This is a genomic window from Lysinibacillus sphaericus, from assembly GCF_005217585.1.
GTDB lineage: Bacteria > Bacillota > Bacilli > Bacillales_A > Planococcaceae > Lysinibacillus > Lysinibacillus sphaericus.
Map to the genome: position 1 here is coordinate 1 of NZ_SZPT01000007.1, position 20505 is coordinate 20505.

A 20505-nucleotide genomic window follows, 5' to 3' on the forward strand; every position below is an offset into this window, starting at 1 on the left:
TTTTCAAGGTTCATTTTGTTTCGTTTAGTGCGTCACCTCTTGGCGACTCATTTATAATATCAAGATTCATAAACTATGTCAACACTTTATCTAAAAAAATTAAAATAGTTTTTCATTACATGCATTTACTCTAGTAGAACAACGGAGTAATAAGGCAATCACAACTCTTTTATGACTGCCTTATTAGTTCTTTATTTACTCTATTCATTTGTAATTATTCGTGAAATATAAAACGTACGATTTTTTCCTAAATCAAAAATTTCACCTGTAATACTTAATTTAATAATAGGACGTGTAGGTGCATATCTATTAACAAACATTACTTCACCACGTTCTAGATTAGAAAGTTCAATAATTGTTCCAATTGGTAAGTCTGCCACTAAGTCAATCAACGCTCTTACTACTTTAATATCAAATTTTCCAAACTCAGACTCATTAATCATTTCTATTACTTTAAATGAGGATTGTTTGGAGCGATAAACACGCTCACATGTCATAGCATGAAAAACATCGGCAACTGCAATAATCTGCGCAAAAACCGATATGTTTGCGATTTTCTCACCTTTAGGATATCCGCTTCCGTTTAAGCGCTCATGATGCTGGAAAATGGCTTCTTTAATTGTATCTTTTAAGATTGTTAAATCCTTTACCATGTTATAACTATATATAGGATGTTTATGAATCTCTGAAAATTCTTGTTCAGTTAATGTAGTTTTTTTATCTCGAATACGTGGGTGAATTTTAGCCATACCGCAATCTGCTAGTAGACCGCCAATTGCAATTTGAATAGTTAACCCTTTATCGTAACCTAATTTTTGAGCGATTACAGAAGAAATCAGTGCTGTTCCTACACAATGGTGGTATAAATAATCTTTTGGATTCGAATATTCGTTTAAGTTAAAAATAATTGTACGATCTTCTAAGACCATATCCAATAATGGCAAAATGATCGAACGTGCTTTTGTAATATCTACCTTCGCACCAGCTTCCCAATTTTTAAACTCTTTCTTAAATTGTTCAACAGAATTACTATAAACTCTTTTAAACGTTGGAACAGCTTCTGGTTGGAAAGCAAAATCTATTTCTTTTTCAGTCTCTACTGAAACTTCTTTTAAATTATCTTTGTATACAGGAGCTCTTGAAATATTAAATGCGCTAAAAACTTGTAAATGCTCATGTGATACTACTGTATCTTTAAAAATTATTGGATATTGTGTATTAGCAAAAATATCTTCAGAAATAACTTTTCCAATACGTAATTCTGAAATTGGGACATGTACCGTTTCCACGAAATTAAACACCTCTTTACTATTTCACTTACTTGAACTAAGGTCTATTTATATATTATCACGAATTTCTAAATTATTACTTATTTTTCACGATATATAATAAAAACCGATGAGCAGCAACAAACGCTGTCTTCATCGGTTATTTTTTATTCTTCTATTTCCTCATTTTCATCAGTGGCCTCTTCGTCTTCTTTTTCAACTTTTGCAACAGTTGCAACAAGTTCGTCATCCCCTAAACGAATTAAACGAACACCTTGAGTACTACGACCAATTAATGAAATATCATTGACATCCATACGTATCAGCATTCCGTTGATTGTAATAAGCATTAAATCTTCAGAACCATCAACAGTTTTAACAGCCACCATAGGACCATTTTTATCGGTAATTTGAATTGTTTTTAAACCAACGCCACCACGACTTTGTAAACGATACTCCTCTTCAGTTGTACGCTTACCATAGCCTTTTTCGGTAACGACTAAAATTTCTTGTCCAGGTTCGACGATTTCCATACCAACTACTTCATCGCCTTCTCGTAGCTTAATACCACGTACCCCACCTGCTGTACGTCCCATTGAACGAATATCATCCTCTTGGAAACGAACAAGCATACCGTCACGCGTTCCGATAATCACTTGCTTCATACCATCCGTTAAACGAACAGCAATTAAATCATCATCTTCTCGTAAACTAATAGCAATTAAGCCATTCGTACGGATATTTGCAAATTGAGATACAGGTGTACGTTTTGAAATACCTGTTTTCGTTGTAAAGATAAAGTAAGCATCCTTGTCAAATGAATCAACACGAATCATTGCCGTAACTTTCTCACCTTTATCGATATTCAGTAAGTTAACGATTGGTAAACCTTTCGCCGTGCGACCGTACTCCGGAATTTCGTAACCTTTAGCACGGAATACTTTCCCCTTAGACGTGAAGAATAATATAGTATCGTGCGTAGATGTATTCATAAGGTGCTCGACGAAGTCATCCTCATTAGTTCCCATTCCTTGTACACCACGACCACCGCGCTTTTGACTGCGATATGTATTGGCAGCTAAGCGCTTAATATAGCCATTATGCGTTAACGTAACAACTGAATTTTCTACAGGAATTAAATCCTCATCCTCAATCATTTCCATACCGCCAGATGTAATCTCTGTACGACGGGCATCATTGAAGCGCTCTTTCAGTTCTAATATTTCAGTGCGAATAATCTCAACAATTTTAGCTTCATCGGCTAAGATTGCTTTTAATTCAGCAATTAGCACTTGTAACTCTTGATATTCTGCTTCAATTTTTTCTCGTTCTAAGCCACTTAAACGTACTAAACGCATATCTAAAATTGCTTGGGCTTGACGTTCAGATAAATTAAACCGTTCCATTAATTGCGGTTTAGCTTCCTCACCACTACGAGAACCGCGGATAATCGCAATAATTTCATCAATATGATCTAGGGCAATTCGTAAGCCCTCTAAAATATGAGCACGGTCTTCTGCTTTCTTTAAATCGAATTCAGTACGGCGGCGAATGATGACTTTTTGATGCTCTAAATAATGATACAGCATCTCTTTAATGCCCATTACTTTTGGCTGTCCATTTACTAAAGACAGCATATTAACACCAAAGCTTGATTGCATCGCTGTTTGCTTATAAAGATTATTTAACACGACATTTGCATTGGCATCTTTTCGTATTTCAATAACTACACGCATACCACGGCGGTCAGATTCATCTCGTAAATTGGTAATGCCATCGATTTTTTTATCGCGAACTAGCTCAGCAATCTTTTCAATTAATTTTGCCTTATTTACTTGGTAAGGTAATTCATGAATAAGAATTGTTTCTTTACCGTTTGACTTTTGTTCGATTTCTACTTTAGCTCGAATAATAATGGAACCACGGCCTGTTTCATAGGCACGGCGAATACCACTGCGTCCTAAAATCAATCCACCAGTTGGGAAATCCGGTCCTGGAATAATTTCCATCAATTCTTCCGTAGTAATTGCAGGATTTTCAGATAGTGCTAACACTCCATCAATCGTTTCCCCTAGATTATGCGGAGGAATGTTTGTTGCCATACCAACCGCAATTCCTGCCGCTCCATTTACTAATAAGTTTGGATAGCGACTTGGTAAAACGACCGGTTCTTTTTCAGAGCCATCATAGTTATCAGTATAGTCAATTGTGTTTTTATTAATATCTCGAAGCATTTCCATTGCAATACGAGACATACGCGATTCTGTATAACGCATCGCAGCTGCTCCGTCGCCATCAACAGAACCAAAGTTTCCGTGACCATCAACAAGCATGTAACGATAACTAAAATCTTGTGCCATACGTACCATGGCATCATAAATTGAAGAGTCACCATGTGGATGGTACTTACCCATTACATCCCCAACGATACGTGCTGATTTTTTGTACGCTTTATCTGCTGTATTTCCTAACTCTTGCATGCCGTATAAAATACGACGATGAACTGGCTTTAATCCATCGCGTACATCTGGTAATGCACGCGAAACGATTACACTCATTGCATAATCGAGGAAGGATGTTTCGATTTCTTCTGTTATATTAACTCCTTTAACACCGGAGCGTTCTTGTTCTGACAAAGTGTAGACCTCCCCTCAAGAAAAATTAAATATCTAAATTAGCGTATACCGCATTTTCTTCGATAAATTGACGACGAGGTTCTACTTCATCGCCCATTAAGCGTTCGAATGCTTCGTTCGCTTTAATTGCATCATCTAATTCCACTTGTAATAATGTGCGGTGCTCTGGATCCATTGTTGTATCCCACAGTTGCTCCGCATTCATTTCACCAAGACCTTTGTAGCGTTGAACTACAGGCTTAGGCATGTTTGGCAGTCGCTCTAAAATCTCTTGTAGCGCAATATCATCATAGCAATATTCAACATGCTTCCCTTGCTTCACTTGATAAAGTGGTGGCTGTGCAATATAAATATAACCAGCATCTACTAAAGGTCGTAAGAAACGGAAGAAGAATGTTAACAATAATGTACGGATATGTGCTCCATCTACATCGGCATCGGTCATTATAATAATTTTATGATAACGCGCTTTTTCTAAATTAAATTCTTCCCCAATACCAGTACCGAAGGCTGTAATCATTGCTCGAATTTCAGCATTGGATAATATTTTATCTAGTCGTGCTTTTTCCACGTTTAAAATTTTACCACGTAAAGGTAAAATTGCTTGGAAGTGGCGGTCACGTCCAGATTTCGCCGAACCACCGGCAGAGTCACCCTCTACAATGTAAATTTCACATTCAGCTGGGTTTGTAGAAGAACAGTCAGCAAGTTTACCCGGTAAGCTTGATACTTCAAGCGCTGATTTGCGGCGTGTAAATTCGCGTGCCTTTTTGGCTGCCACACGTGCCCGAGCTGCCATTAAACCTTTATCGATAATTTTTCGCGCTACAGTTGGATTTTCTAACATGAAACGTTCAAAACCATCTGAAAATAACGCATTCGTAATTTGGCTTACTTCGGAGTTACCAAGCTTTGTTTTCGTTTGTCCCTCAAATTGAGGATCAGGGTGCTTAATAGATATAATAGCCGTTAACCCTTCGCGAACATCTTCACCTGTAAGGTTCGTATCAGCTTCTTTTAATAAGCCATTTTTACGCGCGTAATCATTGATAACACGCGTAAGTGCTGTTTTAAAGCCTGACTCATGTGTACCACCTTCATACGTATTGATGTTATTTGCGAATGAGAAAATATTCGATGAAAAACCAGCATTATATTGCATGGCGATTTCAATAGAAATACCGTCCTTTTCGCCAAGAACATCAATTGGCTCATGGATAGGCTCTTTAGACTTGTTCAAGTGCTCTACATAAGAACGAATACCACCTTCATAATGATATGTAGTGGAACGTATCTCATCTTCACGCTCATCTGCAATTGTAATTCGAATACCGCGATTCAAATAGGCTAATTCGCGAATACGATGTGCTAAAATATCGAATTCATATTCTGTTGTTTCTTTGAAAATTTCAGGATCCGCTTTGAAACGAGTAGTTGTTCCGTTATGATCGGTTTCACCAATAACAGTTAATGCCTGTGTTGTTTGACCACGTTCAAATTTTATTTCGTGGATTTGTCCCTCGCGATGAACTTGAACAATTGTCTCAACTGACAAAGCATTTACTACTGATGCCCCTACACCATGAAGACCGCCTGATACTTTATAGCCCCCACCGCCGAATTTACCACCGGCATGGAGCACTGTCATAATGACTTCGACAGCTGGTTTACCCATCTTTTCTTGAATACTGACAGGAATTCCTCGACCATTATCTTCTACACGAATCCAATTGTCTTTTTCAATCGTAACTGAGATATCAGTACAAAAACCTGCAAGTGCTTCATCTATACTATTATCAACAATTTCCCATACTAAATGGTGAAGTCCTTTAGAGCTTGTTGAACCGATATACATCCCCGGTCTTTTTCGAACCGCTTCTAAACCTTCTAATACCTGTATTTGATCGGCTTCATACGCTTGATCTTGTAAACCTTCGTTTTCTATAGCCACGGCTTCCATCTACTCCTTCATAACATCATTGTGTGTAAATGAATGAACAGTCAACCGAGCTGACTATTACCATTCTTTTATAATCTAAAAAACTCCCTGGCTAACTTTCTTCAATCGCACCTTGTTTCACGTGGAACAGCTGAGCATGTTCCATCGTCTCATGATGAATTCCATCAACACTTGTAGTCGTTACAAAGGTTTGGACTTCACCTTGAATGGTATTTAATAAATGCGATTGGCGATAATCATCGAGTTCCGACAATACATCGTCTAAAAGTAGAATGGGTGTTTCATTTGTTTCTTGTTTAATTAACTCAATTTCGGCGAGCTTTAATGACAGAGCAGTTGTTCGTTGTTGCCCTTGTGAGCCATATGTTTGCACATCATAGCCATTCACTAAAAATTGTAAATCATCTCGATGTGGTCCAACCATCGTGACACCACGCTCAAATTCACGATTCTTTGCCTCTACTAACTTTTTCAGTAAGAGATCTTCCATTTCACTAGCAGTCTGTCCTTTATCAATACCTGCTACAGTGCGGTATTTAATCATTAAAGTTTCCTTACCTTGTGAAATTCCTGCATGAATCGGCTCTGCCCACTCTTGTAATAAATCCATAAATTGAAATCTTTTTCGAATAATTTGGGTAGCTGCGTGAATATACTGCTCATTATAAACATCATACATCACGTCGTTTGTCATTATCTTACCCTGATTCATTTTCAAATAATGATTGCGTTGTTTTAAAATCTTTTGAAAGGTTAATAAATCATGTAAGTAGACGGGCGAAATTTGCCCAATCTCCATATCAATAAAACGTCGTCGTATTTGCGGGCTCCCTTTAACAACATTTAAATCTTCTGGCGCAAACATAACCACATTCATTTGACCAATATAATGACTAAGACGACTTTGTTCAATATGATTAATTTTACCCTTTTTGCCCTTTTTCGTAATGGTAAGCTCTATTGGTAAAATACCGTGCCTTTTTTGAACGGCCCCTTCTATTTTACCATAGTCTGAATCCCAACGTATCAATTCTTTATCGTTCGTCGTGCGATGTGATTTAGCCATCGCTAATACGTAAATGGATTCCATCACATTTGTTTTTCCTTGGGCATTTTCACCAATAAATACATTTATTTTTGGAGAGAATTTTAACGTTAACGCATCATAGTTGCGGTAATTTGTAAGTTTTAACTGCTCAATATGCATAATTTATTGTCCAGTGGGCCCAACAATTCGGAACCGGCCACATCCAGGAATATTTACAACATCTCCGTTACGTAATTTGCGACCACGGCGATCATCTACCTCGCCATTTACGTAAACATCATTTTCGTGTAAAAACCATTTTGCCATACCGCCTGAGCTAATCGCATCAGTCATTTTTAAAAGTTGCCCTAACGTGACAAACTCTACATCGATTTCAATGTCTTTCATAGCTGTGTTACCCTCCAAATACAGAATGTCTATCTCTCTATCATACCTAAAAATGCTTCATAAGTAAAAAAAGATAGCCGCAACGAGCGACTATCCCAAAGTTTATCAAAGCAAGTGAACATAACTTAAAATCCAATTTATTCTATATAATACAACTAATAGAAATTAGACGGTTAATATGTGCGCACTGGTAAAATTAGTTGCAGAATTGCATCATCATGAACAGAGCGTAAAATAAATGGTCTCATCGCACCAGTAAATTGAATAACCACATCTTGACCATCAATTGCTTTCAATGCTTCCATCATGTATTTAGCGCTAAAGGAAATTTTTAAGTTATCCCCTTCTAATGCTTCCACAGGTATTTCTTCTTGTACTTTACCTATCTCTGGAGAATTTGATGAAACTTCAACCGCTTGACTATCTAATATTTCGAAGCGCACGACATTATTACGATCTCCTCGTGCGACAAGTGATGCACGATCAATTGCTTGTAATAAAGCTTTACCGTTAATCGTTACATTTGTTTGATATTCTTCTGGAATTAAACGTGATGTATCTGGGTAGTTCCCTTCAAGTAAACGAGAGAAGAATAATACATCTCCTGTTTTAAATAATACTTGCTGACTTGTAATAACAATTTGGACAAGATTTGTAGAATCTTCTAACACCTTATTTAACTCATTTAAACTTTTACCAGGAATAACTACACTATGTTCAACTTCAGGTAAATCTTCTAACTGTACTTTACGTCTTGCTAAACGGTGGCTATCTGTTGCAACACAGATTAATGTTTCGTTTTTAATCTGCCAGTTTACACCTGTCAACACGGGTCTGCTTTCAGAAGTCGCCACTGCGAATACTGTTTCACGGATAATTGATTTTAGTAAGTCTGCAGGAATAGTAAATTTTTGATCCTCTGTTAATTCAGGTAATAAAGGATATTCAGCAGCATCAGAGCCAATTAAATGGAATTCTGATTTTCCTGAACGAATATGCGTTTGGAAACCTGTCGTTACTTGAATTTCAACCTCGTTTGTCGGCAATTTACGAACAATTTCATTGAACATACGTGCTTGTACAACGATTGAACCAGTTTCCGCAATGTGAATAATTTGTTGTCCATCTTCTTCTACTGGGATAAATGTTTGAATTGTAATATCTGCATCACTACCAGTTAGACGAATTCCTTCGTTTGTTACATCAATTTTAATCCCCGTTAATATCGGAATTGTTGTTTTAGAACTTACGGCTTTCATGACATCATTTAAACCTTCTAGTAAACGGTCACGTAAAATATCAAATTTCATTTGTTTTCCCTCACATATTTATATTATTTATTTATTAAATATAAAAAGATATAGTAATAGGTCCTGTGGATTTGTGGATAAGTGCTTCTAGGTGAATAAAATCAGTCTATCCACATGTAGATAGACTGTGTATAAGTTTGTGTTTAAAAATTAGAGTTGTCCACAAGTTTATTTCCCTAGCATGCTACGAATTTGTTTAATATCTTGTTGCAGTTGAACGTCATTTTTCAACAAAGAAGATATTTTTTCATGCGCATGGATAACAGTAGTATGGTCACGACCACCAAACTCTTCGCCAATTTTCGGCAGCGAGAAATCTGTTAATTCGCGTGATAAAAACATCGCAATTTGTCGAGGAAAGGCGATTAGCTTAGTTCGTTTTTTAGCTGAAAAATCTTCTAAACGAATATTAAAGTGCTCTCCTACTGCGTTTTGAATATCTAAAATTGTCACAGTTCTAGGTTTTGCATTAGGAATGATATCTTTTAATGCTTCAGCGGCTAATGTAGCTGTAATATCCTTGTTCACTAACGAAGAGTAAGCTACGACACGAATAAGCGCACCTTCAAGCTCCCGGATATTGGAGTCAATCTGGTTCGCAATATAGAGCATTACTTCGTTTGGTACATCCAAACCGTCCGCTTTTGCTTTTTTTCGTAGAATAGCGATACGAGTTTCTAAATCAGGTGGAGCTATATCTGTAATTAGCCCCCACTCAAATCGAGATCGTAAGCGATCCTCTAAAGTAGGTATTTCCTTAGGTGGACGGTCACTTGATATGACAATTTGTTTTGATTCCTCGTGTAATGTGTTAAAAGTATGGAAAAATTCTTCTTGAGTCGATTCTTTTCCAGCAAGGAATTGAATATCATCAATTAGCAGCACATCTACATTACGATATTTGTTGCGAAAATCGAGTGCTTTATTATCGCGAATAGAGTTAATAAATTCATTTGTAAACTTTTCTGATGATAAGTACACGACTTTTGCGTTTGGATTATGTTCTAACACATAATGGCCAATTGCGTGCATTAAATGCGTTTTGCCAAGCCCTACGCCCCCATATATAAAGAATGGGTTATAAGCCTTTGCAGGGGCTTCAGCAACAGCTAACGATGCAGCATGTGCGAAGCGGTTTCCAGAGCCAATAACAAACGTATCAAATGTATATTTCGGATTTAACATCCCTGGTGAAATATCATGATGGTCGTTATTTTTTGCTTGGATAATCGGCGCTGGTAAGTCAAAATCGTCCGAATCCTGGTTTTTTTGAACAACAAATTTAATAAGCAAGTCTTCGCCTGTTAGCTCCGTTAATATACCTGTAATCAAATGAATATAATGATTTTCAAGCCAGTCTCGAGCAAACGAATTTGGCGCCGCTATTGTCACGGTTGAACCACTTCCATTGTAAGAAAGTAATTTAGTAGACTTTAGCCACGTTTCGAAGCTTGGTTTAGAAATTTTTTGTTCAACTTGAGCCAGGACATTATTCCATAATTCTTCTAAATGTTCCAAGCTGCTATTCTCCTTTACAGTTCAATACATATACAGCAATAAAAAAATATAGTGCATTTATGTGATAAGTAAATACGTTCATTTTACGACTAATCCACAAAATCACAAGTTGTGGATAATACTTAACCAAAGGCTGTGATAAAAATTATCCACAGCATATCAACAGTTGTGGATAAAAGATTAGTTCGTTTTAGTTTTCAACAAAGTGAAGCACAGTAATCGTATCAGAAAAACAAAGCTATTTCAATAGTTTATGAAACTTATCCACATAACTTTGATTTACTCACTTTCAAGTTGTCCACAAGCACTGCTTATGTGAAAAAGCTGTAGATAACAGTTGTGGATAAAAAATAATGCAAAAAATACTATACACAAGTCTGTGTAAAAAAAACAAGTATTCTGTGGATAATTTAAAAGAGAGAAAAGGGAAACATAGAATTGGCGATTTGAAAGAAATTTATAAAATACATTGACAAAATAGCTAATTACTTTATATAATATGCAGGTCTGTATGTTGAAAAATTCAACTTTCATTCAGGAGGTGTCTATATACAATGAAACGTACTTACCAACCAAAGAAACGTAAGCACAGCAAAGTTCACGGTTTCCGCGCACGTATGAGCACGAAAAACGGTCGCAAAGTTCTTGCTGCTCGTCGTCGTAAAGGAAGAAAAGTTTTATCAGCATAAAATAAGTCCACTGAGCCACATCAGTGGTCTTTTTTTTCTTTATTTTTTGAAGCCGTTAAGGATCAAAAGAATAATTCAGTAGCAGGTGAAAGTAATGAAAAAACGCCAACGAGTGAAAAAGAATGAGGATTTTCAAAAGGTGTTTAAAAAGGGGAAATCTTTCGCGAATCGTCAGTTTGTCGTTTATTTTTTGCCGAAAGAGGGACAAACAGAATTTCGTGTAGGGTTATCTGTTAGTAAGAAGCTTGGGAATGCGGTAACACGCAACCAAATTAAACGTTATATTCGACAAAGTATTCATGAGTTAAAAGATGAATTAAAGACGAATATGGACTATGTTATTATCGCCAGACATCCGGCGGCCACTATGGATTTTCATGAAGTGAAACAAAGTTTGCAGCATGTACTACGAATTGCTAGAGTATTGAAGAAATCGTAAGACATTCAGCAACCAAAGTGGCGATAAAGTACACTTTTAAAAGGTTCTACAATAACTTATGTAAATGTAGATAGTCCCTTTACTGCATGAGCACATTTTAATTGGCATATTTAGTAGAGTGAAAGCTAATTTGCATGATAAAATAACTGATAACTTTATTCAGTTGAAAAAATAAAATTGAATAGAGACAATGCATATAGATTTTAGAAAAGTGAATAGTATTTGTAGGGGGAAGACGGTTGAAAAAACAACTTTGGGTAATTTTGTCGCTAGTATCAGTAGCATTACTACTATCTGGGTGTACAGAATTTAACGATCCAATATCCAAAGATAGCCAAGGCTTCTGGAATGAATTCATTGTTTGGCCGTTAGTATCAGCGATAAAATATTTTGCTGATTTACTTGGTACGTATGCATGGGGGATTATTGCAGTAACAATTATTATTCGTTTAGCAATTCTTCCATTGATGATTAAACAAACAAAGAGCTCGAAAAAAATGCAAGAAATTCAGCCAAAATTGAAGGAATTGCAGAAGAAGTATGCTTCTAAGGATGCACAAACACAGAAACAGTATCAGCAAGAAATGATGAAGCTGATGAGTGAGTCCGGTGTAAACCCAGTTGCTGGATGTTTACCAGTAATCATTCAAATGCCAATTTTAATTGGTTTTTATCACGCAATTAGTCGAATGAACGCTACAGCTGCTTTTGATTTAGGAAATTTCTTTATCTTCCCATTAGCAGACCCTGCGCCAGCTTTAGCAATTATCGCTGGTATTATGCAATTTTTCGTATTACGTACGGGCCCAGCAATGGACAACCCTCAGATGAAAATTATGATTTACATTATGCCATTCATGATCATCGGTTTTGGTATGGCATTACCAGCTGCATTATCACTTTATTGGGTAATCGGGAACATTATCTCGATTCTTCAAAACCTGTATATTTATAAACCTTGGCAAAACAACAAAACACAACCTGCTCAAAATGGAGGGGCTAAAAAGTGAAACAACTTACGCAAATAGGCGCAACAACACAAGAAGCGATCTCATTGGCGTTACAGAAACTTGGCAAAACCCGTGAACAAGTAGATGTTGAAGTTTTACAAGAAGGTAAAAAAGGATTTTTAGGTTTTGGAGCACGTTCTGCAGAAGTACGTGTGACTGTAAAAGAAATACAAGCTCGTCCAACTACAGAAATAGTAAAAGTAGCTGAGCAAGACGAAACGGCTAAAGAACAATTGAACGAACAAAAAGTAGTGGATGACGTTGCAAAATTAAGTTCACAAGTTTCGGAACAACCAATGGACATCGAAGCTGTTCAACAAGCCATTAAAGAGGAAGAAGATAACACTGTAAATCCAATTGAAGAAGCAAAAGCTTATATAGTAAGTATAGCGGAGGAATTGGGAATTCAAGATCTTGACATTGAAACGGCCCGTGAAGGTAAATATGTGCTGTTTCAATTGAAAAGTGAGAAGGCTGCATTACTTATAGGGAAACGCGGTCAAACGTTAAATTCTTTACAACAATTAACACAACTCGTTTTAAATAAAACCGCTAAACAATTCTTAATGGTGAAATTAGACGTAGAAAACTATCGTGAACGTCGACAACAAGCCTTAGAGCAACTGGCGGATCGTATGGCTGACAAGGCACTTCGGTTAAATCAACGTGTGGCATTTGAACCGATGCAATCATACGAAAGAAAAATTATTCATAATCAATTAGCGAATCGTCTGGATATAGAAACATATTCAGAAGGCACAGAACCAAACCGCTATTTAGTTATTGAACCAGTAAAGAACGCTTAGACTTTCTTTACGTAAAAGCATACAGACATATGCTAAAAAGACCGGTCATTTTATCGTTATGATAAAGTGACCGTTTTTTACTGTCTGAAAAACAGGAAGATTATGAAGCAATGTGACCAGTCGTAAAATGTCGGATATTGAACGTTTAAAGCGAAAATGATGAAGGGTAAGTAAATTTTTATTTATCCACAAATGGAAATGATCCTTACTTTAGATTTTATCGAAAATATGTTAGTCTAAGATGTTAGAAAGTGTTGATCGGTTTTATTTATCCACATGTGGATAACGTTAAGGAGGTAATAAAATGGAGTTCGATACAATTGCTGCGATATCCACACCGATGGGTGAAGGAGCTATTGCCATAGTTCGCTTAAGTGGTGATGAAGCAGTAGCTATTGCAGATAAGATTTTTAAATCGCCTGGTGGAAAAAGTTTAAAGAAGCAGGCTTCACATACAATTCATTATGGACACTTAGTCGATCCTAAAACAAATGAGGTAGTAGAAGAAGTAATGCTATCGTTAATGCGAGGACCAAAAACGTTCACGCGTGAGGATGTAATAGAGATCAACTGCCATGGAGGACTCGTTTCAGTTAATCGCGTATTAAAATTAGTATTAACAAATGGGGCAAGATTGGCAGAGCCAGGTGAATTTACAAAACGTGCGTTTTTAAATGGGCGTATTGATTTATCACAGGCCGAAGCAGTAATGGATTTAATTCGAGCGAAGACAGATCGTGCAATGAATGTCGCACTTGGTCAAATGGATGGGAAATTATCTCGCCTTATTGGAGATTTGCGCCAAGCATTGCTAGAGACTTTAGCGCAAGTAGAGGTTAATATAGATTATCCAGAGTATGATGATGTAGAAGAAATGACAGTGCCCGTATTACTTGAAAAATGTACATGGGTACGTAATGAAATCATTAAACTTTTACAAACATCCTCTCAGGGCAAAATTTTACGTGAAGGCTTATCGACGGTTATTTTAGGACGACCAAATGTAGGGAAATCTTCACTTTTAAATAGTTTAGTGCAAGAAAATAAAGCAATTGTGACAGATATTGCAGGTACAACTCGTGATATTATAGAAGAGTACGTAAATGTACGTGGGGTACCACTTCGTTTAGTCGATACAGCCGGCATTCGTGAAACAGAAGATATTGTGGAGCGAATTGGCGTTGAACGTTCTCGTGAGGCGTTACGTAGCGCAGACTTAATTTTATTCGTACTAAATTATGCGGATGAATTAACGATTGAGGATGAACGTCTATTCGAAACAATTGAGGCGATGGATTATATCGTCATTGTCAATAAAACCGATTTACCGCAAAAAATTGATTTAGCCCGTGTAAAAGCATTAGCAGGTAGTCATCGTATTGTGACAACTTCTCTTTTACAAGAAGAGGGAATAGCAGAGTTAGAGGAAGCAATAGCTGCATTATTCTTCGAGGGTCAAATTGAAGCGGGCGATTTAACATATGTATCGAATGCACGTCATATTGCATTACTCCACCAAGCGCAAGCGACGGTAGAGGACGCACTAGCTGCAGCACAGGCTGGTGTACCTGTTGATATGGTGCAAATAGATGTAACAAGAACGTGGGAGATACTTGGTGAAATTATTGGAGATACGGTGCAAGAAAGCCTTATCAATCAACTATTTTCACAGTTCTGTTTAGGGAAATAATTCTACTAGAGAAGGGAAGATACGAGCATGCCAACACAATATGAGGCAGGCACGTTTGATGTGATTGTTATAGGGGCAGGACATGCAGGTTCAGAAGCTGCCTATGCTGCTGCTAAAATGGGTGCCAACACGCTCATGCTAACAATCAACTTAGATATGATTGCATTTATGCCATGTAACCCATCGATCGGTGGCCCTGCAAAAGGGATTGTCGTTCGTGAAATTGACGCACTAGGTGGGTTAATGGGGAAAGTTATAGATAAAACGCATATTCAAATGCGTATGTTAAATACAGGGAAAGGTCCAGCTGTACGTGCACTACGCGCCCAAGCGGACAAAGTACTCTACCAACACGAAATGAAACGTGAGTTAGAAGAAAATGAAAATTTAACAATTCATCAAGCAATGGTAGAAGAGCTTATTATAGAAGATGGTGAAGTAAAAGGCGTTATTACACAAATTGGCGCAATTTATCGTGCCAAAGCAGTAGTTGTAACAACGGGTACATTCCTTCGTGGTGAAATTATTATCGGAGACATGAAATATTCAAGTGGTCCTAATAATCAACAGCCATCCATTCGCTTAGCGGACAATTTAAAAGAATTAGGTTTTGACCTTGTACGCTTCAAAACAGGTACACCACCTCGTGTCAATAGCCGTACAATTGATTATTCAAAAACAGAAATACAACCAGGCGATGATGTACCACGTGCATTTAGCTTTGAAACAACTGAATTTATCATGGACCAACTGCCATGTTGGCTAACATATACAAGCCCTCAAACACATGAAATTATTGAGGCAAATTTACATCTTTCACCGATGTACTCAGGTATGATTAAAGGAACAGGCCCGCGCTATTGTCCTTCAATCGAAGATAAAGTCGTACGATTTAATGATAAGCCACGCCACCAAATTTTCTTAGAACCAGAAGGTCGCAATACAAGAGAAGTGTACGTCCAAGGTTTATCGACAAGCTTACCTGAACATGTGCAACATCGTTTGTTAAAATCCATTCCAGGATTAGAACAAGCTGAAATGATGCGTGCTGGTTACGCAATCGAATACGATGCTATCGTTCCAACACAATTATGGCCAACATTGGAAACAAAACGCATTAAAGGTTTATATACAGCCGGTCAAATTAACGGAACATCTGGCTATGAAGAAGCAGCTGCTCAAGGTTTGATGGCGGGGATGAATGCTGCTGCCAATGTCCTTGGTAAAGAAGAACTGATTTTAAGTCGTTCAGAAGCTTACATCGGTGTATTAATCGACGATTTAGTAACAAAAGGTACAAATGAGCCATATCGTCTCCTAACATCTCGTGCTGAATATCGTTTACTACTTCGCCATGACAATGCCGATTTACGTTTAGTTGAACGTGCATATAAAATGGGCATGATATCACAGCAACGTTATGAACAATTCATGGAGAAAAAAGCGTTAATTGAAAATGAAATTGCACGCCTTCGTGAAGTAATCATTAAACCAAATGAAACAACACAAGCTGCCATTCGCTCTGTAGGTGGTAGTGAACTGAAAGATGGTATACGTGGCGCCGATTTATTAAAACGTACGGAAATGCATTATGATTTAGTGTCTTCGTTAATACCAGCTGAAATTGAATTTTCTGATGAAGTAAAAGAACAAATCGAAATTCAGCTAAAATATGAAGGTTATATTGAAAAAGCATTGCAACAAGTTGAAAAGCTTCATAAAATGGAAAATAAAAAAATTCCAGAGAACATTGATTATGATGCCATTTCAGGTCTTGCAACAGAAGCACGACAAAAATTAAAACAAGTAATTCCGCTTTCCATTGCACAGGCGTCTCGAATTTCAGGGGTAAATCCTGCAGATATTTCGATTCTACTTGTTTACATTGAACAAGGGAAAATCGCACGTGTAAGTGGCGAATAATAGCGCAACAACAAAGTGAATAAGAGGCGGGCATACCATTGTGCCCGCTTCCTATTTTTAAGGCTATGTTATCCTTCAACGTTTTGTTATGTGCGACCAAACAAATATTGAGCCATTTTTTAAAGGAGACCTTACATGAACGAACAACAATTTATTGAGGCATTGAAGGACAAGGGGATAGAACTTTCTGACAAGCAACTAGCACAGTTCAAAAAGTATTTTGAACTGCTTGTCGAGTGGAATGAAAAGATGAACCTAACAGCAATCACAGATTTTGAAGGTGTCTATCTAAAACATTTCTATGATTCTATTAGTGCCTCATTTTATTTTGATTTTACACAGGTAACAACCGTTTGTGATGTAGGAGCTGGAGCTGGTTTTCCTAGTATTCCAATTAAAATCTGCTTCCCACATTTACAAGTAACAATTGTAGATTCTTTAAATAAACGCATTACATTTTTAAATCATTTAAGTGAAGAATTACAGTTAGATCATATGCATTTTGTCCATGCCCGTGCAGAAGAATTTGGTCAAAATATTAAATATCGTGAACAATTTGATGTTGTAACAGCCCGTGCAGTAGCTCGCTTGTCTGTACTATCAGAATTATGTGTACCACTAGCAAAACAGGGTGGTTACTTTGTTGCGTTAAAGGCTGCGGCAGGTCCAGAAGAATTAAAAGATGCAAAAAAAGCATTGGTCACTTTAGGTGTGACATTAAAAGAAGAATTTTCTTTTACTTTACCTGTTGAAGAAAGTGAACGTACTTTATATGTTTTTGATAAAATAAAAGGAACGCCAAAAAAATATCCGCGTAAGCCTGGTGTACCAAATAAAACACCTATTCAATAATTAGTGTTTCATGTGAAACTTCTCAAACTGGAAAAATATTTTCTCTAGTTTGAGCATACATACTAGTTATGGATGGTTCACGCAAATGACATCTATGAACTATATACATTTTAGGAAATATAATAAATAATAATAGAATGAGACAGAGCAAGATAGTTACTTAAAGGTGGTGCCACTTGGATGAAAAGTCCTTTTTCACGTTTTTTTGGAGGCGGAAATAAAGCAGAGCCTATTGTGGAAAATGAAGTAGAACAAGCAGAGGCGGTTCGTGCAACAGAAGAGGTCATTAAGCTTCCAATCGATCAAATCGTACCAAACCGTTTTCAGCCACGTACTATTTTTGATGACGAAAAAATTGAAGAATTATCTAGAACCATTCATACCCATGGTGTGATTCAACCAATTGTTGTACGTAGCACAGCAAACAATCAATATGAAATCATCGCCGGTGAGCGTCGTTACCGCGCAATGAAAAAGCTGCAATGGACAGAAGTTCCTGCGATTGTACGGAATTTAACGGATAAGGAAACAGCATCAATTGCATTAATTGAAAACCTTCAACGTGAAGAGTTAACGGCAATTGAAGAGGCAGTGGCCTACCAAAAATTATTAGAGCTTCATGAGCTAACACAAGAAGCTCTTGCCCAACGACTAGGAAAAGGACAATCCACGGTAGCCAATAAATTACGTCTATTAAAGCTTCCTGAAGAAGTGCAGCAAGCTATATTAAAGCGTCAAATTTCTGAAAGACATGCACGTGCACTAATTGCTATTAAAGATCAAACATTACAATTAGAAGTTTTGCATCAAGCGATTGAGCATGATTGGAATGTTCGCCAATTAGAAGAGCACATCCATGCATTATTACATCCAGAAGCGGTGGATCAAGAAGAAGCCATTCCTAAAAAAGTGAAGCCGAAAAGAAAAGCAATAAGTAAGGATGTCCGCATAGCCCTAAATACGATTAAACAATCACTATCAATGGTGACAAAAAGTGGTATAACGGTTAAGACAGAAGAAGAAGATACAGAAGAATACTATCAAATTACAGTAAAAATACCTAAAAAGAAGAAATCTTAATTTATTTAATTATATTAAAAAAGTAATTTGTGCGGTTTTATATGTGGAATACAGGGGAGGATCTTAGAAATAAATCTAAGATGCCTCCTTTTTTGTATATATTCTTAATATTTTATACAACTCTGTTGAGTTTTTTTGATAGAATGATAAGTAAGATAACGGTATTGAACAATGATTTTACAAATGGATTTGTCAAAGCAAACTTTGATAGATGAAAGCAGGTGCTTTTAAATGGGTAGAATTATAGCAATCGCCAATCAAAAGGGTGGCGTAGGTAAAACAACAACATCGGTCAATTTAAGCGCTTGTCTAGCATATTTAGGAAAAAAAGTGCTATTGATTGATACAGATCCACAGGGCAATACAACAAGTGGACTGGGCATTAATAAAGGGGAAATACAAAGTTGTATTTATGATGTACTAATCGATGACGAAAACGTTGAAAATGTCGTCCAACAAACAAATGTTGAAAATCTATATATCGTCCCTGCGACCATTTCTTTAGCGGGAGCAGAGATTGAATTAGTTTCAACGATTTCTCGTGAAGTACGCTTAAAGCATGCACTTCAAGACATTAAAGAAGATTATGACTATATTATTATTGATTGCCCACCTTCATTAGGGCTACTAACAATTAATGCGTTAACCGCGTCTGATGCACTGATAATTCCTGTGCAATGTGAATATTATGCATTAGAAGGGTTAAGTCAATTATTATCGACTGTGCGTTTAGTGCAAAAGCATTTGAATCAGCAGTTATATATTGATGGCGTATTACTAACAATGCTTGATGCAAGAACCAATTTAGGGTTACAAGTAATTGATGAAGTGAAAAAATATTTTCAAGATAAAGTATATAAAACGATTATTCCTCGTAATGTACGATTAAGTGAGGCTCCAAGTCATGGACAGCCTATTATTATTTATGATGCAAAATCAAGAGGTGCTGAAGTTTATTTAGAGATGGCGAGGGAAGTGATAAAAAATGGCTAAAGGTTTAGGAAAAGGTATTGGTGCTCTATTTCCAGGAGAATCGTTAGAACAAAGTGAAAAAGTAGAAGAACTACAACTAAAGCTAATAGTCGCAAATCCATTTCAGCCTCGTAAAATATTCGATGAAGAAACATTACAAGAATTAGCTGATTCAATTCAGGAACACGGTATTTTACAACCAATTGCTGTAAGGAAAAAAGGACAGAAATATGAAATTGTAGCAGGAGAACGTCGTTATAGAGCGGCACAGTTAGCAGGCCTAGAATTACTGCCAGCGATTGTTAAAGAACTGACGGACTCACAAATGATGGAGCTTGCTATTTTAGAAAATTTACAACGTGAAGATTTAACAGTTATTGAAGAGGCAGAAGCATACCAAAGTCTAATGGAAAACTTACATCTAACACAGGAGGAGTTATCTAAACGCTTAGGTAAGAGTAGACCGCATATTGCGAATCACGTTCGTTTATTAGCTTTGCCAGAGGAAATTCGCGCGTTGATGAATGAAGGTATATTATCAATGGGACAAGGACGTGCCTTACTTGGATTAAAAAATAAAAGAAGAATCCCAGAAGTTGCACGCAAGATTATTAAACAAGGCTTGAATGTGCGTCAGGTAGAAATTTTGGTGCAAAGTTTAAATGAAGAAGTTTCACGTGAAACATCGCAACCGAAGAAGAAGGATATTTTTGTTGTAGCGAAAGAATCGCAATTACGGGATTATTTTGGTACAAACGTTCAAATTAAAAAGACAAATAACAAAGGTAAAATTGAAATTGAATTTTACTCAGAAGATGATTTGGAACGTATTTTGGAAATATTAAACATTCAAGAAGATGATTTATAGTCCACTAATGTAATTAGAGCGCCAATATACTAGGCGCTCTCTATTTTTC

The 20505-nt window shown here is 36.8% G+C and carries 17 protein-coding genes; 10 read left to right on the forward strand and 7 right to left on the reverse strand.

Going from position 1 to position 20505, the window contains the following annotated elements:
* Nucleotides 1-200: 200 nt before the first annotated feature.
* The 7 genes from FC748_RS19150 to dnaA all read right to left on the reverse strand — a co-directional run bounded on the left by FC748_RS19150 (nucleotide 201) and on the right by dnaA (nucleotide 10127).
* Entirely contained in the window at nucleotides 201-1289 is a 1089-nt protein-coding gene (locus tag FC748_RS19150) for an HD-GYP domain-containing protein (RefSeq protein ID WP_024364622.1), read from the reverse strand.
* A 146-nt stretch (nucleotides 1290-1435) separates the two neighbouring features.
* Complete coding sequence (gene gyrA / locus FC748_RS19155; protein ID WP_024364623.1) at nucleotides 1436-3904, reverse strand: DNA gyrase subunit A; 2469 nt, start codon at nucleotides 3902-3904, stop codon at nucleotides 1436-1438.
* Between the two features lie 25 nt (nucleotides 3905-3929).
* Nucleotides 3930-5864 (reverse strand): DNA topoisomerase (ATP-hydrolyzing) subunit B, encoded by a 1935-nt coding sequence (gyrB, locus tag FC748_RS19160; RefSeq protein ID WP_051147787.1) that lies wholly within the window; start codon nucleotides 5862-5864, stop codon nucleotides 3930-3932.
* 91 nt (nucleotides 5865-5955) lie between these two features.
* Nucleotides 5956-7071 carry a DNA replication/repair protein RecF gene (gene recF / locus FC748_RS19165; RefSeq protein ID WP_024364625.1) on the reverse strand — a complete coding sequence of 372 codons (1116 nt, stop codon included), beginning with the start codon at nucleotides 7069-7071 and terminating at the stop codon, nucleotides 5956-5958.
* Nucleotides 7072-7074: 3 nt separating this feature from the next.
* On the reverse strand, nucleotides 7075-7299 hold the full coding sequence (gene yaaA, locus FC748_RS19170; RefSeq protein ID WP_024364626.1) for a S4 domain-containing protein YaaA: 225 nt from the start codon (nucleotides 7297-7299) through the stop codon (nucleotides 7075-7077).
* Between the two features lie 173 nt (nucleotides 7300-7472).
* A complete protein-coding gene (dnaN, locus tag FC748_RS19175) occupies nucleotides 7473-8609 on the reverse strand; it encodes a DNA polymerase III subunit beta (RefSeq protein ID WP_024364627.1) in 1137 nt (378 codons plus the stop codon).
* Nucleotides 8610-8777: 168 nt separating this feature from the next.
* On the reverse strand, nucleotides 8778-10127 hold the full coding sequence (gene dnaA, locus FC748_RS19180) for a chromosomal replication initiator protein DnaA (protein WP_024364628.1): 1350 nt from the start codon (nucleotides 10125-10127) through the stop codon (nucleotides 8778-8780).
* A gap of 554 nt (nucleotides 10128-10681) precedes the next feature.
* On the opposite strand from dnaA, the gene rpmH reads away from it, so the two are divergent.
* The 10 genes from rpmH (at nucleotide 10682) to FC748_RS19230 (ending at nucleotide 20456) form a co-directional block, all read left to right on the forward strand.
* Nucleotides 10682-10816, forward strand: a complete 135-nt coding sequence (gene rpmH / locus FC748_RS19185) for a 50S ribosomal protein L34 (protein WP_004233310.1) — start codon at nucleotides 10682-10684, stop codon at nucleotides 10814-10816.
* Between the two features lie 94 nt (nucleotides 10817-10910).
* Nucleotides 10911-11255 (forward strand): ribonuclease P protein component, encoded by a 345-nt coding sequence (gene rnpA, locus FC748_RS19190; protein ID WP_024364629.1) that lies wholly within the window; start codon nucleotides 10911-10913, stop codon nucleotides 11253-11255.
* A gap of 239 nt (nucleotides 11256-11494) precedes the next feature.
* Nucleotides 11495-12265 carry a membrane protein insertase YidC gene (yidC, locus tag FC748_RS19195; RefSeq protein WP_024364630.1) on the forward strand — a complete coding sequence of 257 codons (771 nt, stop codon included), beginning with the start codon at nucleotides 11495-11497 and terminating at the stop codon, nucleotides 12263-12265.
* Nucleotides 12262-13071, forward strand: a complete 810-nt coding sequence (gene jag, locus FC748_RS19200) for an RNA-binding cell elongation regulator Jag/EloR (protein ID WP_108031103.1) — start codon at nucleotides 12262-12264, stop codon at nucleotides 13069-13071. The genes yidC and jag overlap by 4 nt, the downstream gene beginning before the upstream one ends.
* A gap of 304 nt (nucleotides 13072-13375) precedes the next feature.
* Nucleotides 13376-14761, forward strand: coding sequence for a tRNA uridine-5-carboxymethylaminomethyl(34) synthesis GTPase MnmE (gene mnmE, locus FC748_RS19205; protein WP_024364632.1), 1386 nt, complete (start codon nucleotides 13376-13378; stop codon nucleotides 14759-14761).
* A gap of 27 nt (nucleotides 14762-14788) precedes the next feature.
* The gene (gene mnmG, locus FC748_RS19210) at nucleotides 14789-16684 is read left to right on the forward strand and encodes a tRNA uridine-5-carboxymethylaminomethyl(34) synthesis enzyme MnmG (RefSeq protein WP_024364633.1); all 1896 of its coding nucleotides are present in this window, start codon (nucleotides 14789-14791) and stop codon (nucleotides 16682-16684) included.
* Between the two features lie 135 nt (nucleotides 16685-16819).
* On the forward strand, nucleotides 16820-17536 hold the full coding sequence (rsmG, locus tag FC748_RS19215) for a 16S rRNA (guanine(527)-N(7))-methyltransferase RsmG (RefSeq protein ID WP_024364634.1): 717 nt from the start codon (nucleotides 16820-16822) through the stop codon (nucleotides 17534-17536).
* 180 nt (nucleotides 17537-17716) lie between these two features.
* Entirely contained in the window at nucleotides 17717-18616 is a 900-nt protein-coding gene (noc, locus tag FC748_RS19220; protein ID WP_024364635.1) for a nucleoid occlusion protein, read from the forward strand.
* A gap of 231 nt (nucleotides 18617-18847) precedes the next feature.
* Nucleotides 18848-19609, forward strand: a complete 762-nt coding sequence (locus tag FC748_RS19225) for a ParA family protein (protein WP_024364636.1) — start codon at nucleotides 18848-18850, stop codon at nucleotides 19607-19609.
* Nucleotides 19602-20456: a ParB/RepB/Spo0J family partition protein gene (locus FC748_RS19230; protein WP_024364637.1), complete on the forward strand. Its 855-nt coding sequence runs from the start codon at nucleotides 19602-19604 to the stop codon at nucleotides 20454-20456. Before FC748_RS19225 ends, FC748_RS19230 begins: the two co-directional genes overlap by 8 nt.
* The last annotated feature ends 49 nt before the right edge of the window (nucleotides 20457-20505 follow it).